General features: G+C 60.0%; 13 protein-coding genes. 5 read left to right on the top strand and 8 right to left on the bottom strand.

Features of this window, described 5'->3' with window-relative positions; genetic code table 11:
- Positions 1-128: 128 nt before the first annotated feature.
- Positions 129-2,048 (bottom strand): molecular chaperone DnaK, encoded by a 1,920-nt coding sequence (gene dnaK, locus GGD46_RS26150; RefSeq protein ID WP_184709521.1) that lies wholly within the window; start codon positions 2,046-2,048, stop codon positions 129-131.
- 293 nt (positions 2,049-2,341) lie between these two features.
- Positions 2,342-4,729, bottom strand: coding sequence for a transglycosylase domain-containing protein (locus GGD46_RS26145; RefSeq protein WP_184709519.1), 2,388 nt, complete (start codon positions 4,727-4,729; stop codon positions 2,342-2,344).
- Positions 4,730-5,183: 454 nt separating this feature from the next.
- Here GGD46_RS26145 and GGD46_RS26140 point away from each other — a divergent pair, with 454 nt between their 5' ends.
- The 3 genes from GGD46_RS26140 (at position 5,184) to GGD46_RS26135 (ending at position 6,062) form a co-directional block, all read left to right on the top strand.
- Entirely contained in the window at positions 5,184-5,372 is a 189-nt protein-coding gene (locus GGD46_RS26140) for a hypothetical protein (protein ID WP_184709517.1), read from the top strand.
- Between the two features lie 77 nt (positions 5,373-5,449).
- Entirely contained in the window at positions 5,450-5,572 is a 123-nt protein-coding gene (locus tag GGD46_RS34310; RefSeq protein ID WP_281414739.1) for a hypothetical protein, read from the top strand.
- A 247-nt stretch (positions 5,573-5,819) separates the two neighbouring features.
- The gene (locus GGD46_RS26135) at positions 5,820-6,062 is read left to right on the top strand and encodes a DUF982 domain-containing protein (protein ID WP_184709515.1); all 243 of its coding nucleotides are present in this window, start codon (positions 5,820-5,822) and stop codon (positions 6,060-6,062) included.
- A gap of 336 nt (positions 6,063-6,398) precedes the next feature.
- Here the strand turns inward: GGD46_RS26135 and GGD46_RS26130 are convergent, their stop codons facing one another.
- From GGD46_RS26130 to GGD46_RS26110, 5 genes are all read right to left on the bottom strand, one after another.
- Positions 6,399-7,250, bottom strand: a complete 852-nt coding sequence (locus GGD46_RS26130) for an SH3 domain-containing protein (RefSeq protein ID WP_184709513.1) — start codon at positions 7,248-7,250, stop codon at positions 6,399-6,401.
- A gap of 697 nt (positions 7,251-7,947) precedes the next feature.
- Positions 7,948-9,408, bottom strand: a complete 1,461-nt coding sequence (locus tag GGD46_RS26125; protein WP_184709511.1) for an efflux transporter outer membrane subunit — start codon at positions 9,406-9,408, stop codon at positions 7,948-7,950.
- A gap of 350 nt (positions 9,409-9,758) precedes the next feature.
- Positions 9,759-10,703, bottom strand: a complete 945-nt coding sequence (locus GGD46_RS26120) for a phosphoribosylaminoimidazolesuccinocarboxamide synthase (protein ID WP_184709693.1) — start codon at positions 10,701-10,703, stop codon at positions 9,759-9,761.
- 146 nt (positions 10,704-10,849) lie between these two features.
- Positions 10,850-11,533 (bottom strand): phosphoribosyltransferase, encoded by a 684-nt coding sequence (locus tag GGD46_RS26115; protein ID WP_184709509.1) that lies wholly within the window; start codon positions 11,531-11,533, stop codon positions 10,850-10,852.
- A complete protein-coding gene (locus GGD46_RS26110) occupies positions 11,520-12,356 on the bottom strand; it encodes a pseudouridine synthase (RefSeq protein ID WP_184709507.1) in 837 nt (278 codons plus the stop codon). The genes GGD46_RS26115 and GGD46_RS26110 overlap by 14 nt, the downstream gene beginning before the upstream one ends.
- 348 nt (positions 12,357-12,704) lie before the next feature.
- Here GGD46_RS26110 and GGD46_RS26105 point away from each other — a divergent pair, with 348 nt between their 5' ends.
- Both GGD46_RS26105 and GGD46_RS26100 read left to right on the top strand, forming a co-directional pair.
- Positions 12,705-13,424 (top strand): response regulator, encoded by a 720-nt coding sequence (locus GGD46_RS26105; RefSeq protein ID WP_184709505.1) that lies wholly within the window; start codon positions 12,705-12,707, stop codon positions 13,422-13,424.
- 3 nt (positions 13,425-13,427) lie between these two features.
- The gene (locus GGD46_RS26100) at positions 13,428-14,780 is read left to right on the top strand and encodes an ATP-binding protein (protein WP_184709503.1); all 1,353 of its coding nucleotides are present in this window, start codon (positions 13,428-13,430) and stop codon (positions 14,778-14,780) included.
- 66 nt (positions 14,781-14,846) lie between these two features.
- Here the strand turns inward: GGD46_RS26100 and GGD46_RS26095 are convergent, their stop codons facing one another.
- Entirely contained in the window at positions 14,847-15,053 is a 207-nt protein-coding gene (locus GGD46_RS26095) for a hypothetical protein (protein ID WP_184709501.1), read from the bottom strand.
- Between the last annotated feature and the right edge of the window lie 354 nt (positions 15,054-15,407).

Here is a 15,407-nt window from a genome sequence, read left to right as displayed (position 1 = left end):
TGCGCATAACCCCTTAAATTGATTCAATTTAAGGAAAGGCTTAGGCGCCACTTTAAGTTCTGCTGCGGCCTTTGCGCGTCCAACAGGACGCGCGGCACAGTAGTCCTCGAGAACCTTTCGATTCGCGCTTATGCAGACCGCTTGTGGTCGCCTTCGTCCTTGATTTCCTCGTAGTCGGCATCGACGACGTCGTCCTTGCCGGCTGCCGAGTGATCGCCCGAAGCGCCGCCTTCGGCCTGCTGAGCCTCATAGATCGCCTGGCCGAGCTTCATGGAAACTTCCATGAGGGTCTGGGTCTTGGCCTTGATGTCTTCTGCGTCCGGCTCGGAAGCTTCGGTTGCCGTCTTCAGCGCTGCGATCGCGTCGGAGATCGCGGTGCGATCGGCTTCCGTGACCTTGTCGCCGTAATCCTTCAGCGACTTCTCGCTGGAATGGATCAGGCTTTCAGCCTGGTTCTTGGCTTCCACGCCTTCGCGGCGCTTCTTGTCTTCCGCAGCATGGGCTTCGGCGTCCTTGACCATCTTTTCGATGTCGGCGTCGGAAAGACCGCCGGAAGCCTGGATGCGGATCTGCTGTTCCTTGCCGGTGCCCTTGTCCTTGGCCGAAACCTGGACAATGCCGTTGGCGTCGATATCGAAGGTGACTTCGATCTGCGGCACGCCGCGCGGTGCCGGCGGCAGACCGACGAGATCGAACTGGCCGAGCAGCTTGTTGTCTGCAGCCATTTCGCGCTCGCCCTGCGAAACGCGGATGGTCACGGCCGACTGGTTGTCGTCAGCCGTCGAGAAGGTCTGTGACTTCTTTGTCGGGATCGTCGTATTGCGTTCGATCAGACGGGTAAAGACGCCGCCGAGCGTTTCGATGCCGAGAGACAGCGGGGTTACGTCGAGGAGCAGAACGTCCTTGACGTCGCCCTGCAGAACGCCGGCCTGGATGGCGGCGCCGAGAGCGACGACTTCATCTGGGTTGACGCCCTTGTGCGGCTCTTTGCCGAACAGCTGCTTGACGACTTCCTGTACCTTCGGCATGCGGCTCATGCCGCCGACGAGAACGACTTCGTCGATTTCAGCGGCCGTAACGCCGGCATCCTTGAGGGCTGCCTTGCACGGAGCGATGGTGCGCTGAACGAGATCGTCGACCAGGCTTTCGAGCTTAGCGCGGGTCAGTTTCAGCGTCAGGTGCTTCGGGCCGGTGGCGTCTGCCGTGATGAAGGGCAGGTTGATTTCGGTCTGCTGAGCGGACGAAAGTTCGATCTTGGCCTTTTCGGCAGCTTCCTTGAGGCGCTGCAGAGCAAGCTTGTCGCCCTTGAGGTCGATGCCGTTGTCCTTCTTGAACTCGGCAACGAGATATTCGACGAGACGCATGTCGAAGTCTTCACCGCCGAGGAAGGTGTCACCGTTGGTCGACTTCACTTCGAAGACGCCGTCGCCAATTTCCAGGATGGAGATATCGAAAGTGCCGCCGCCAAGGTCGTAAACGGCGATGGTCTTGCCGTCCTTCTTGTCGAGGCCGTAAGCAAGAGCTGCTGCAGTCGGCTCGTTGATGATGCGCAGGACTTCAAGACCGGCGATCTTGCCGGCATCCTTGGTTGCCTGGCGCTGAGCGTCGTTGAAGTATGCGGGAACGGTGATGACGGCCTTTTCGACCTTTTCGCCGAGATAGGATTCGGCGGTTTCCTTCATCTTCTGAAGGATCATTGCGGAAATCTGTGCGGGCGAATAGCCCTTGCCCTGGGCTTCGACCCAGGCGTCGCCATTGTCACCCTTGACGATCGTGAAAGGAACGAGGTGCTTGTCCTTCTCAACGGTCGGATCTTCGTAGCGGCGGCCGATCAGGCGCTTGACAGCGAAGAGGGTATTCGTGGGGTTTGTGACAGCCTGGCGCTTGGCCGGCTGGCCGACGAGGCGTTCACCGTCGTCGGAGAAGGCGACCATCGAGGGGGTCGTGCGGGCGCCTTCGGCATTCTCGATCACTTTCGCGTCTTTGCCGTCCATGACGGCGACGCAGGAATTTGTGGTTCCAAGGTCGATACCAATTACTTTTGCCATATCATTCTCTCCTTGAAGCAAGCTGTCGGAACCCCTGTCAGGCATTCCATTGACAGCCCCTTACGGGATGGTCTTGAGGATTGCGCAGCCATGACTGCGGTGATGCCGCGTATATAAGTAGCGGTTTTACTGACTGCAAGGCAGGAAATCACCCGGAATCCAGCAAAACGAATGGTTTGTCGCCCAAATTCCACATGGTCGAAGCTGCGCCAAGAGCCCGTGGATTTGAAGCAATCGCATATTTGAGCAGCCTTGCCGCAGCCATGCAAGCCGCAAGGTCGAAAATTGCGATTTTATCGTCCGAGGATCACGTCGAGCAATGAGGTGCGATGCGGCCGTGCTGCTCTGGGCCGACCGCTGTCGCCGACATCGGCGGGCGGGATCTCGCTGTCATAAGGGTCTGAATTGTAGGGATTCGAACTGTAGGGATTGTTATCGTCGGACAGGTTCGCCGGAGGCAGGTCCTGCGGGTCCTCGTTGCCAACCGTCTGGTTGACAATCTGCGGCTGGATCGGCTGCTGCACTGGCCGCTGCTGCAAGGACGGCTGCCCGCCATCGTCCGCACCGGAAATAATGTTGCCGATGCTTGTCGGCTGGTCGCCGTTCGGCCCTGTCTGCGCCACCGGCAAGCCGTTGTCGATGATCTGGCCGCCGCCGAAGATCGGCGTAGGCGTGATCCCCTTATGGGCCGCGACCATGAATTCCTTCCAGGCCTTCGCCGGTAGCCCGCCGCCCGTCACCTTGCGCATCGACTTTCCGTCGTCGTTGCCGAACCAGACGCCGGTCGTCAAATGGCTGGTAAAACCGACGAACAGCGCGTCGCGGAAAGACTGCGTCGTGCCCGATTTGCCGGCGGCCTGCCAGCCGGGAATACGCGCGGCCTTACCGGTTCCCGAGGCGATAACGCCGGCCATCATGGTGTTCATGTTGGTGACGGTATCCGGGTTCAGCACACGCTCCGAATTATTGGTATTGGCCTGGTAGAGCACCTTGCCGGAGGCGGTCGTCACCTTGGTGATGACATGCGGTGCCACCTTGAAGCCGCCGTTCATGAAGGGAGCATAGGCGGAGGTCAGCTCCAGCAGCGAGACTTCGGAGGTGCCGAGTGCGATGGAGGCATTGGCCTGCAGGTCGGATTCGATGCCGAGCCTGTGCGCCACCTTGATTACCTGCTCGGGGCCGACCTCGGCAATGAGCTGGGCGGCAACCGTGTTCAGCGATTTTGCCACGGCGGTCGCAAGCGTCACCGGGCCGCTATAGCGCTGTTCGTAATTCTCCGGAGCCCAGTTGCCGATCTTGACCGGCAGGTCGTTGCGGATCGAATTGGGTGTCAGACCCGCCTCCAGCGCTGCCGTATAGACGAAGGGCTTAAAGGCCGAGCCAGGCTGGCGCTTGGCGGTGACGGCACGGTTGAACTGGCTCTGCGCGTAGTCGCGGCCGCCGACGAGCGCGCGAACGGCGCCTGTGGCATCGATGGAGACGAGCGACGCCTGAGAGGCATTCAGCTTCTTGCCTTCCTTTTCGAGCACATCGCTCAGCGCCTTTTCGGCTTTCTCCTCCAGCGACATGTCGAGGGTGGTGTCGACGATCAGGTCTTCCTTGACGGGGCTGCCGATCAGCTTCGGCAGCTGATCCATGACCATGTCGGCGACGTAGTTCTCCGCGCCGCTCCAATAGCTCTTGGTTCGTGTCGGCGGCTGCGCCATCGCCGTCTTGATATCGGATTCGCTGATGAAGCCCTGGTCGCGCATGGCCTGCAGCACAAGCTGGGCGCGGGCCTCGGCGGCAGCAGGATCGCGGGCGGGTGACAGCCGCGACGGTGCCTTGACCAGACCGGCCAGCATGGCGGCCTCGCCGAGATTGACGTCCTTGGCCGATTTGTTGAAGTAGCGCCGCGACGCCGCCTCGACACCATAGGCGTTTGAGCCGAAATAGACCCGGTTCAGATACATCGTCAGGATCTGATCCTTGGTGTATTTGTGCTCAAGCCACAGCGCCAGCAGCACTTCCTGAACCTTGCGTTCCAGCGTGCGGTCCGGCGACAGGAACAGGTTCTTGGCGAGCTGCTGCGTCAACGTCGAGCCGCCCTGAACGGCATGTCCCGTCACGATATTCGTCACCACCGCGCGGCCGAGGCCGATCGGATCGAAGCCGAAATGCGAATAGAAACGACGGTCCTCAATCGCGATGATGGCTTCCGGGATATAGGGCGACATGTCGCGGAGCGTCACGGCTTCGCCGCCGGTCGTGCCGCGATTGGCGATCAGGCTGCCTCCGAGATCCGTGATTTTGACGTTCGGCGGCCGCTCGGGAATGGACCAGGTGCTGGCGCTCGGCATGCGCGAGCCATAATAGGCGACAAGGCCGGCGACGCCGATGCCGGCCCAAAGGCAAAGCACGAGGCCCCAATAGATCGTCGTCCGGATAAATCCAAAAAAGCCGCGACGCGGCGGGCGCCGGGCTGGCTTGCGACGACTGCGGGCGCGGCGGGGTTTCTGAACCACCGGCTCGTCCTCGTATTCATCTTCGTCATCTTCGTCTGGTTCCGGCTCTTCGTAGCGCTTGGCCGCGCGCCTGGGGCCAACGATACGTTCGCCGGCGCTGAATCCGTCATCGATGCGTTCCCGACCGCTGGAAAAGGATGGTTCTATCCTCTGGCGTGACTTTTTCTTATCTGCCATTGCGGGCCGGTCGTACCTCGGTGCCTGGAGCTGATGCCGAAAGATGTCAGTGGTTCTCGGACGAAATCATGCTCAATGTCTTTGATTCTAGAGCGGATTCAAATCTTAGGTCTTACCGACCCAAGATCATCGGGCTCCCGTATTCCCACGTCTTCCGTCAGGGTAATCACGGTGGTGGTAACCGTGCTTTAGCGCATGCAACCGCCCTTGTCTCGGCACGTCACCTTGAAAATGGATCCCGAATTTCGGGAAAGGCAGCCGCCCACCATTTGTTCACGAACCCCTCGTGAAGACATCGAGTCCCGCCTGAACTGTAAATGCGGCGATTTAAGGAGGGATTAAGAACATTTGCGCAGCGAATATGACAGCGACTGCGGCTCGGCTCGATCATGCATCTCAAGGAACTTTCCGTCGTCTTGGGCATTATCCGACTACAAAACCGAGGGGCGAGCACATGAGTTCGTTGATCAAGATAGAGGAAGCTCACGAGAGCAAGCTGCGGGAGGTCTGGAGTGTCGAGGATTTTGCCCGACGCCATCGGATCGCCAAGGAGGAGGAAGCCAGGCTGAAGAAGCTGTTTGGCGACTTCGCGACGAAGCAGGAATTGCTCTCGAACGCGCAGAGGCCACCACTGTTCCGGTGAATCGGAACAAGTGGCCTGGTGCGAGGTTCATCGGGCGCTGCTTTGGCTGAAAGGCCGTGGCGGAGGAGGCTATATCGATGTGGAAACGTCTTGAATTATGGCTGGTCGACCGGATCGACCGCATCTTCGGCCTGGAGCGGCTCGCCCGTCGCGCAGGCTTCTCGCCGGAAGAAGCAAAGCGGATCGCGCGCGACAGATAAAAGTTAAGCTGCCCGCACCATACAATGAGGCCTGTGATCATGCCAGACTGCCAAGAAGAGAAGCTTGAAATCGGTGTAGCGCGCCTCAACGGTGGATGCGATTACTCCGGGTGTCTGCGTCGATACTTCGCGCGGTGCGGCGAATCTTCCGTATTTTCGAATTGTCTGATCGAGGTTATAGTACCGTCATCTGGCTGTCTTGAAAGGCGGTTCCAGACGGTTTGGTAGCCTGTGAGGAGGAGTGTTCATGCGGCAAATCAAATGGAGCAATCCAATCGAGATCGGCTTTGCTCAGGGTAGTTTCCAGATCGTGACCGGGCCATCCGAGGCCTTGAATTGCATGGCTAATCTTTGGCCAGATCGCCGCGGCCCGCTGTATGTGGCGGCCAGAAGCCTGTGCCGTGCTGCAATCGATGGCCGCAAATCAGCCGAGGAAGCGCGGGAAATGTTCATTTCGGCAACGCGGGAAGCGCATCTCAAAATGCACTAGGGTGCTTTGCTCCCGACCGATTGCTTAACCGGTCGGCGAACGAGGGCCTAAGGATGCGATGCAGACCTTGATAGGCTCGGGACGGCACTGCTCGGTAGAAGCACCCAATATCATGCCGCCGCAGCATGTGCGGAAGGCCATCACTCCTTGAATGGAATGCTTCTCATGACAAAGGCCGGCGGCTTTTCAAAGCCGCCGGCCTTTGTTTTTCCAGGAACCAGAACGCCGCCGTTTTACTTGGAACTGCGAAGACGCTCCATTATATCGGACCTCTACACATTCCTGACGGAAGGTCGCCGCGCACATTTCCGGAAGTGCTCTCGCGAAAAGTTGCCGTCAGCGGCTTGACCCTCTGGGTGACACGGTGGAGAGGTTGCAATCCGGCTGCGATGCCGGGCAGTCTTTGTATCTGTAGGGCGTTCCAGGGTTGGGCTGCGGCTGCGGTTGAGGCTGCGCGACCGGGGGCTGCGGTTGCGGGCGCGGCTGGTTGTCCGGGCGATCACGCGGACGATCCGGCCGGTTACCCCAGCCCTGATTGTTGTCTGGCTGGCGGCGGCCCCAGTCGCGATTGTCATCCCGCTGTCCGTCCCAGTCGCGATTGCGGTCGCGGCGGCGATCCCAATTGCGATCCTGACCGTCATTCCAGTCCGAGCCACGATTCCAGTCGCGGTTGCGGTCAGGACGATGATCCCAGTTGCCATTCTGATCATCATTCCAGTTGGAGCCGCGATCCCAGCCTGGAGCATTGCGGTCCCAGTTGTTGTCCGGGCGGCGGTCAGCCCAGCCGGGGCCGCGGCGCCAGCGATCGCGATCGCGGTAGAAGTCACGGCCGCGATAGTAGCGACCCCAATAGTCATCGAAATTGAAGACTACCGTCGGGATGCCGAGCGGACGATAATATTGCCGATCGACGTAGATGCGGCGCGACTGGTAGGTCGCCTGGATATAGCGGCCGGCAACCCAACCGCGTCCGCCGTAAAAGGAGACGTCGCACCAGGGCGTTTCGCTAAGGCAGCCGTTGATCCGAAGCGACACGCCGACCGGGATCATGGTCACGGCAGGATAGGCGGTGCTAGGGCCTGAGCGCATGTTGACGTTTGCGGTGGCAAAGCCCTCCGCAGCTTCCGCGACGGCCGGCAACGCAATGAAAGCGGCCAGTAAGCTCGCGGCAAGAACCTTGAACCTCATGAATATTCTCCCTTCGCACATCACGATCGCGAAAATGCGGCTTGATGCCTGTTCCGTGTTTGATGCGCCTACCCCGGCGCCATTCGCTATGACTTTCCAATTCCGGCACGATAAAGGCCCGTGCATGCACGGATTTCGATAGGATACCATGCCGCATCTTCAATCCTTACCTGTGTTGTAAGTGTATCTGCATGAATGCAGCTTGAATGATTACGGTTGGCGCCTGGCTAAGCTGAGGCATTTTCAGCGAGGCCCGCTCACCATTTGGCCGATCAGGATGGCGCAGTTGTCGCCATCTTGCTTGTAGCGAGAGAGAAATAATCGCCCGGCCTTGAAATCGCCACCTTGCTCTCCGATATAGGGTCCAGTCATGCAGCCCATGGATGGCTGGCGCGCTTGAAAGCGAGCCGTTTCGTCCTTCGGGATTGTTGAAGAGAAGTAACGCTTCGTTAACCTCTAACAATCAATCTGGCTGCAGTTCCGCTTTCCCTTTGACCACGGATGTACTGGCACTGTTGAGAGAGCGGATGACGAAAGGCCGGATCGCTCCGGCCTTTTTGTTTTTTGGAGATGGCGTGTTCCCGCAAAAGCAGGGGCACGCCATTTTCGTTTTGAGCGCCGACGGAAGGCAATAAAAAACCGCCGCAGTTTCCTGCGGCGGTCCCGAAACCTCGTCCGATAAGACGGGTAGTCCGTGTTAGTTCACCTTCTTGGCCGAAACCTTGACGACCTTGGCCGGAGCCTGGGCAACATTTGCTTTGCTGGCCGGCACATAGCCGGCGCCGATGGCAACGTTCAGCAAAACGTAGTTGTTGGCGCTCGATTGAACGGCCTGTGCCAGGCTCTGCTGGGCGGCAGTCACGTTGCGCTGTGCGTCGAGAACGTCGAGCAGCGAGGATGCGCCGTCCTTATAGCTTGCCGTGGAGAGCTGCAGGGCTTCCTGATAGGATTTGACCTGAGCATGCAGGGCAGCAACGGTCTGCGCATCGCGGGTCACGGCCGACAGCGCGTCTTCGACCTGCTGGATCGCAGTCCTTACAGTCTGCTGCCAGGCGAGGTAGTTTTCGCGGCTCGAGGATTGCGCGTTCTTGACACCGGCGCGCAATGCACCGCCGTCGAAGATCGGCAGATTCAGCGTAGGACCAAAGGACCAGCTGGTCAGGTTACCGCTGGTAGACCCGCTATTGTGGATGTAGCTCGGCGAAATCGAACCGCTCAGCGTGATCGACGGGTAGAGCTTGGCTTCCGCCACGCCAATCTGAGCCGTCGAGGCCGCGAGGGTACGTTCCGCAATGCGGATGTCCGGACGGTTGCGGATGAGATCGGCAGGAACGCCGCTGCGGACGCTGCCGCGGAAGACCGGCTGCTTGCCGCCACCCTGCATCTGCGCGATGATCGTTGACGACGGTACGTTCAACAGCGTTGCGATGTGATGTACGGCCTGGCGATAGCCGATTTCGTAGCCAGGAATGGTCGAAAGCGTCGAGTTGACGAGGCCTTCCGCCTGAACGACGTCGAGGCGCGATGCGGCACCTGCTTCAAGCTGGAACTTGGTCAGCGAAAGCGTGTCGCGCCGCGATTTCAGGTTTTCCTGAGCGATCGCCACCAGCGACTGGTAGTAGCGGGCGTTGACGTAGCTGGTCGCTAGATCCTGAAGATAGGTCAGGCGGGCAGCGTCGACACTCGAATAAGCGGCATCGAGCGAGGCGTTGGCGCCTTCCTGTGCCCGGCGATATTGCCCCCAGAGGTCGAGCAGCCACGAAACTGAGGCGCTAGCGCCTGTGGAGTTTCGCGTTCCGGTCACGCTGCGCAAAGCCGACGTGCCCCTTTGGCCGCTGGTCGTGTTCTCGCCGCTGAGCGTGAGGCTTGGGAGGCCGCCTGCGCCTGCGGTGACGACGGCAGCTTCCGCCTGGTTGATGCGCTCCAGCGTCTGCTGGATGGTAAGGTTCTGGGCAAGTCCCTGTGCGGCGAACGCATTCAGCTTGGAGTCACCGAAAGCAGTCCACCATTGCGAACTGGCGACATCGCCGTTCATCTTCGTACCGCCCTCCGAAAACTTGGCCGGTAGAGGCATTTCCGGTGGCTTATGGTCTGGGCCGCTGACGCAACCTGCCAGAATAAGCAGCAGGGCGGGGGCGGCAGTACGAATGGAAACCATCACATTGTCCCACAATTCAATTTACTGATCAGTGTTTTAAGGGCCGAACTTGACCCATGTGTTTCGGCGCTCCAGTCTTACGCAGTACAAAAAATGACCCGAAGCAGTCGTCGTTAATCTAGCAATGAGTTTTGCAATAGCACAGTGGCTTTTACGAATTCTCGACGCCGAACATATGTGGGATCGGGCGAAATATCAGGGTGCCGGTAAAAAAAATCTAAAGTGTTGCAAAAAACATACCCTTTTCGCACCCCTTTTTGGGCGCGGTATGTCCATGAAACGTCAAGCGGCCCAACTTGGGGAACGTCACTCGCCGAATCGATTGCGCCGAGTGACCATTCGAACTGTCCTTACGGGAAATAACGCGCCAGGCTTGCGCGAACCCTATCGCGGGGGCTCGCAGCACGATCGTCCGCCACAAAGGGTGTGCCGGTGATTGCTTCAAAGGCGCGGATGTAGACTTTCGACGTCTGTTCGACGAGGTCGAGCGGTATTTCCGGAATTTCGTCCTTGTAGGGGTCGCAGCGCTCGGTCACCCAGGCCCTTACGAAATCCTTGTCGAAGCTTTCCGGACGCGCACCTTTTTCGAAGCGCTCCTGGTAGCTGCCGGCCAGCCAATAACGGCTGCTGTCGGGCGTATGGATCTCGTCGGCGAGAATGATCTGGCCGTTTTCGTCGGTGCCGAACTCATATTTGGTGTCGACGAGGATCAGGCCGCGCTTGCGGGCGATCTCCTGTCCGCGGGCGAACAGCGCCAGCGCGTAGTCCGAAAGCGTCTGCCACTGGTCCTGTGTCAGCAGGCCATTTTCCACGATCTGGGTCGGCGTCAGCGGCTCGTCGTGGCCACCGTCGAATTCCTTGCTCGTCGGCGTGATGATCGGTTCGGGCAGGATCTGGTTGTCGCGCATGCCGTCAGGCAGCGTGATGCCATACATCTCGCGCTGACCCTTCTTATAGAGTGTCAGGATCGAGGTGCCGGTGGTGCCAGCCAGATAGCCGCGTACGACGACTTCGACCGGCAGGATATTCAGCCGCTTGCCGACGACGACGTTCGGATCCGGATAGTCGATGACGTGGTTCGGGCAGATGTCACGCGTTTGCTCGAACCAATAGCGCGCCGTCTGCGTCAGAACCTGCCCCTTATAGGGAATGCAGGTGAGGATGCGGTCGAAGGCGCTGAGGCGATCGGTGCTGATGATGATACGGCTGCCGTCCGGCAGGTCGTAATTTTCGCGTACCTTGCCGCGATAGTAATTGGGCAGTTCCGGGAAATGGGCTTCGGAGAGAATTCGCAACGCGTCCACCACAGGCTCGTGCATCCGCCTGACGGATGCTTCTTGAGCGGACCCTTAACGCATTGTCGGCGGAATCGGAACGATTTTCACATATATATAGATGTATTCCCGCATCCGTTGGCCCATTTGCCTGGCTGGAAGGCGCGTTAGCCGGGTATTCGCCAACCGCCATTTGCCCTCTTCTCCAGGATCGGTGTCGAGAAGACCCCGACGATCCGCTCGCTCCATTGCTTTCCGTCGGCATCGACACGGTCGCGCCAGCGTTCGGATTGCAGCATAGCCGCGCCGATCACTACCGGCTCGATGCCGCAGGAGGCGGCAAGCGCCAGGCCGGAGGCGATCGAGGCGCCGCTGGAGATGACGTCGTCGATCAGCGCCACCCGCTTGCCCTCCAGCAGGGGCAGCATGCGCGGATCAATATAGAGACGCTTCTCCTGGTTCGGGGTGGTGATCGACGAGAGCGAGACCGACAACTCGTCGCGGTACCAGAACTTGCGCGACGTGCCGAGCGGCACGTAGCGCTTGTGGCCGAGCGCCCGCGCGACCGCACTTGCCAGCGTCAGGCCGAGCGTCGGCAATCCGGCGACAACCTCGATATCGTATTCTGCAATCCGCGCCGCCAGCGCCTCGGCAAGGGCCTCCTGCACGACGAAACTGGCCTGATTGACGATCAGCGAGGCCAGTGCGTGCTCGCCATCGGCCAGAACGCGGATCGGCAATCGAAGCTGCCGCCCGTCCGGCAATTGGGCCACATAGAAATCGCGGCACTCCTGGCCTTCCGAAAAGCTCTGCGGTGGATGGAGTTCCTGCCAGAAATCATGAGGCTGCATTGCGTTTCGTCTTCGCTCCATTTTGTCCGTTCGACTTCAAATCCGCCCGCCGGCGCAAGCGAAGAATCTCGGTCTCCGTAAGCGCGCGGACTGCACCTTTCGGCAAATCGCCGAGCTCGATCTCGCCGAAAGTGACCCGCACCAGCCGCAGGCATTCGATGCCGAGGGCCTCCAGCATCCGGCGGATCTGCCGATTGCGGCCTTCCTTGAGCTCCACCTCGATCCAGCTGTTACGGTCTCCGCTGCGCAGCAGCCGAGCCGAGCTGGCGGTCAGAAGCTCGCCGTCGTCGATGATGCCGCGCTCCATCCGCGCGAACTGCTCGTCATCCATGATCCGGTCGACCTGGACGTGATAGAGCTTGCCGACATGGCTGATCGGATCGAGCAGCGCCTGTGCCAGCACCGTGTCATTGGTAAAGAGCAGCAAGCCTTCGCTCGCCTTGTCGAGACGCCCGACCGGGGCAAGGTGCCGCGCATCGATATCTTTCAGGCAATCATAGACGGTCGGCCGCCCCTCGGGGTCGTCGCGCGTGGTCACAAGCCCGCGCGGCTTGTTCAGCATGAAATAGAGTTTTTCCTCGGCGGATATCGTAACGCCGTCGACGGCAAACTGCGCATTTTCCAGGTCGACCCAGGTTGAGGGCTCCGTGACCTTGCTTCCGTCCACCGTCACTCGGCCAGCCGAAATCAGCACCTCGGCTTGCGTGCGGGAACAATAGCCAAGCTTGGAGAGCGCCCGCGGCAACGTCACGCGCTTGCCGTCTGGCTCCTGCCTGCCCTTCGCCGTCTTGCCGGATCGCTGCGGTGAATGCCGTTGGCTCAACGGTCTTGCCTCGTGCTCGTTGCTGGAGTGGCTGGGCGCGCCGGCCCTGAAGCACAATCCTTTCGCACGAGGATGGCCGGGAGGCAAATCGGAATGTCGCGAATGAGGAGAAGAAGGCGGCAGGGCTCGCATTTCATGGATGCGAGCCCTGCCTTGGGCCGGAGCGGGCGATGGGGTCGGGTCGGCGGCATCAAGGCTGCCGCCGTTCGCTCCGGAGGGATCGGCGTGGTTGGAAAACTGCATGGCTTCTTTTGCTGGGATTTTTCAAAACGGCGGAGATTTGTTACAGTTTGTAACGTCGGCGGTTTCCCTGTTGCCAAAACCACCTTCCAACCCGCATGGAGGGTCATGGTTTCCGCATCGCTTCTTCTGGTCGAAGACGACCGCGAGATTAGGGCGCTCCTGGAGGAGTTCCTGAGCCGCGAAGGTTTTACCGTGCAGGCAGCCGATAGCGCCGCCGCCATGGATCGCATTCTCGCCAAGGGATTTCCCGATCTCATCATTCTCGATCTGATGCTGCCCGGCGAAGACGGATTGTCGGCATGCCGGCGCATCCGCGCCCGCAGTCAGGTGCCGATCCTGATGCTGACGGCGAAGACCGAGGATATCGACCGCATTCTCGGTCTTGAGATGGGCGCCGACGATTATCTCGGAAAGCCCTTCAATCCGCGTGAGCTTCTGGCGCGCGTTCGCGCCATCCTGCGCCGCTCCGGCCCTGAGCGCTCGGAGGAAAGTGCTGCCCCCGCCCGGCGCAAGCAGTTCGCCGGCATGACTGTCGATCTCGATGGCCGGGTGATCGAGATCGAGGGCGAGCGTCTCGTGCATCTGACGACGGCGGAGTTCGATCTGCTCGTCTGTTTCCTCGAAAGGCCCCGCCGCGTCCTGTCGCGCGACCAATTGCTCGACTGGACGCGCGGGCGTGGTGCCGATCCCTTCGACCGCACAATTGACGTGACGGTGTCGCGCCTTCGTACCAAGCTTGGGCATTGTCTGCCCGATGGCGTCCAAATCATAACCACCGTGCGCAATGCCGGCTATCTCCTCACCACGGACGTGAAGGATGTCTGAGCCATGCTGAAACTCGGCCTCGTTGCCCGCATCATCATGATTGTCGCCGTGGCGCTGTTCGTCATCCAGCTTGCCGCATTCGCCGCGGCGCAACTGAAGCCGGATACCTCTTTCAATCCCGAGATTTCGCCGACCATGCAGGTCAAGTCCGCGATCCGCCTTCTCGACGCCATTCCGCCGGAGGCGCAGCCGCTGGCCATTCGCGCCCTCAATGCCAACGGCTTGGCCGTCGGCCTGACAGATGCGCCCGCGCAGGCGGAAAACGAGGCGGCATCCGATCTGACGCTGACCGACAAGCTGGCGCGCGAATTTGCCAACATTGCCTTTGGCAACCGCTACTTCAACATCCGTTCGCTTTCAGAAAAGCCGCAGGGCTGGTTCTCCGTGGGCGCGTCTGACCGGATCGTCGAAGTCTCGATCGGCGTTGCCGGCGGCAAGGTGGCGGTCTTCAATCTTCCCGATACGCCGACAGTGCGATTGCACGGCGTGCCCGTCGGTCTTATCGCCGGTGTCCTCGGCATGTTGGTCGCGGTCATCGCGATCGTCGCCGTGGCCCGCGAGACCCGGCCGCTGACGCGTCTGTCCCGAACCGTCAATTCCATCGGCAATGGTTTGCAGCCGGTTTCCATTCCCGAGCGAGGCGCCTGCGAGCTCCGCATGTTGATTAAGGCCATCAATGCCATGCAGTTGCGCATTGCCGCCCTGCTCAACAACCGCACTCTGATCATCGGGGCGATATCGCATGATCTGCGCACCTATCTCACCCGCTTTCGCCTGCGTGTGGAAATGATGCCGGATACCCCGCATCGCGACCGCGCGATTGCCGATGTCGAGGCCATGCAGCGCCTGGTCGAGGATGCACTGGGGTTTGCGCGCAGCACCGTCGTGTCGGAGGGCAGCTGCATCCTCGATCTCGATGCCGCCATCTGTTCCCATGTCGCCGAGCGTCAAGATGGCTCGGCCCTCGTTGCCTTCGTGCCGTTGGGACACCCATTGGCCGTCACTATGCCTGAGACCGCGCTGGTGCGGGTGCTCGACAACCTCGTAGACAATGCGCTGCGTTATGGTGGCAGCGCCGATATTCATGTCGAGCATCGGGGCAAAATGGGTGTCATCACCATTGGTGATCGCGGGCCGGGCATTCCGGCGGAGCGCCGCAAGGACGTGCTTGAGCCGTTCGTCAGATTGGAAGAATCGCGCAATCGCGATCTCGGAGGCAGTGGGCTGGGGTTGGCGATCGTCCGCCAAATTCTCGACGCGCACGGCGGCGTGCTCTGTCTTGAGGATCGCGACGGCGGTGGCCTCAATGCCGTCGTTCTGTTGCCGCTTGCTGCAGTGCAGAGAAAAGCGGCCTGACGGCCGCGCGAGCATGCGATGTCTCCGCCCAACGTATGCGGTCGACTCGGATACCGTGCCGCGAGCTCAGTGGCAGGTAAGAAACGCCCTGAGTTCCTCCCGGCTGAGGACAATGCCCTCGGCCGCCTTCTGCGGATCCGGATGTGTATAGGTGAACCTTGTCAGATCGGGCAGGTCCAATGCTTGGCGCATGCTCATGATACCGAGCGCGCGACGTCCGTTGGCGCTATCGACGCTGACTTCCACGATGCTTTCTGGTCTTGTCATGTGCATTGTCTCCTCCCTTCCCCATACTTTAGCAGGTTTTCCGATAAAATGGCGGTTTTTCTGGGGCTTGCCGCTATCGGCCGGCCTCGGCCCCCTTGCCTTCCTTATACCGTGCGGAGCTTCTGAAAGCGGCGGTCGGATCGTATAAAGGGGAGGGCACAATCCAAGGATGACGTACCTCGACGGGTCAGATCGAAATTTTGACCATTTGGACAATGTTTTCGGAGGCGCTTGTGGGCAAAATTTCCAAGAACGTCCCCGCTCTCTAAAATTACCTATTAAAATCAGTTGCTTACAAAAATGTCAGAATTTTTACAATGCTGGTGTTGACTAGTTCGATGGGTAGGGTCTATAAGCCCG

Source organism: Martinezella lusitana (assembly GCF_014207095.1).
Lineage (GTDB): Bacteria > Pseudomonadota > Alphaproteobacteria > Rhizobiales > Rhizobiaceae > Rhizobium > Rhizobium lusitanum_B.
Note: the sequence above shows the minus strand (reverse complement) of the source record. Positions and strands in the feature narration are given on the sequence as shown.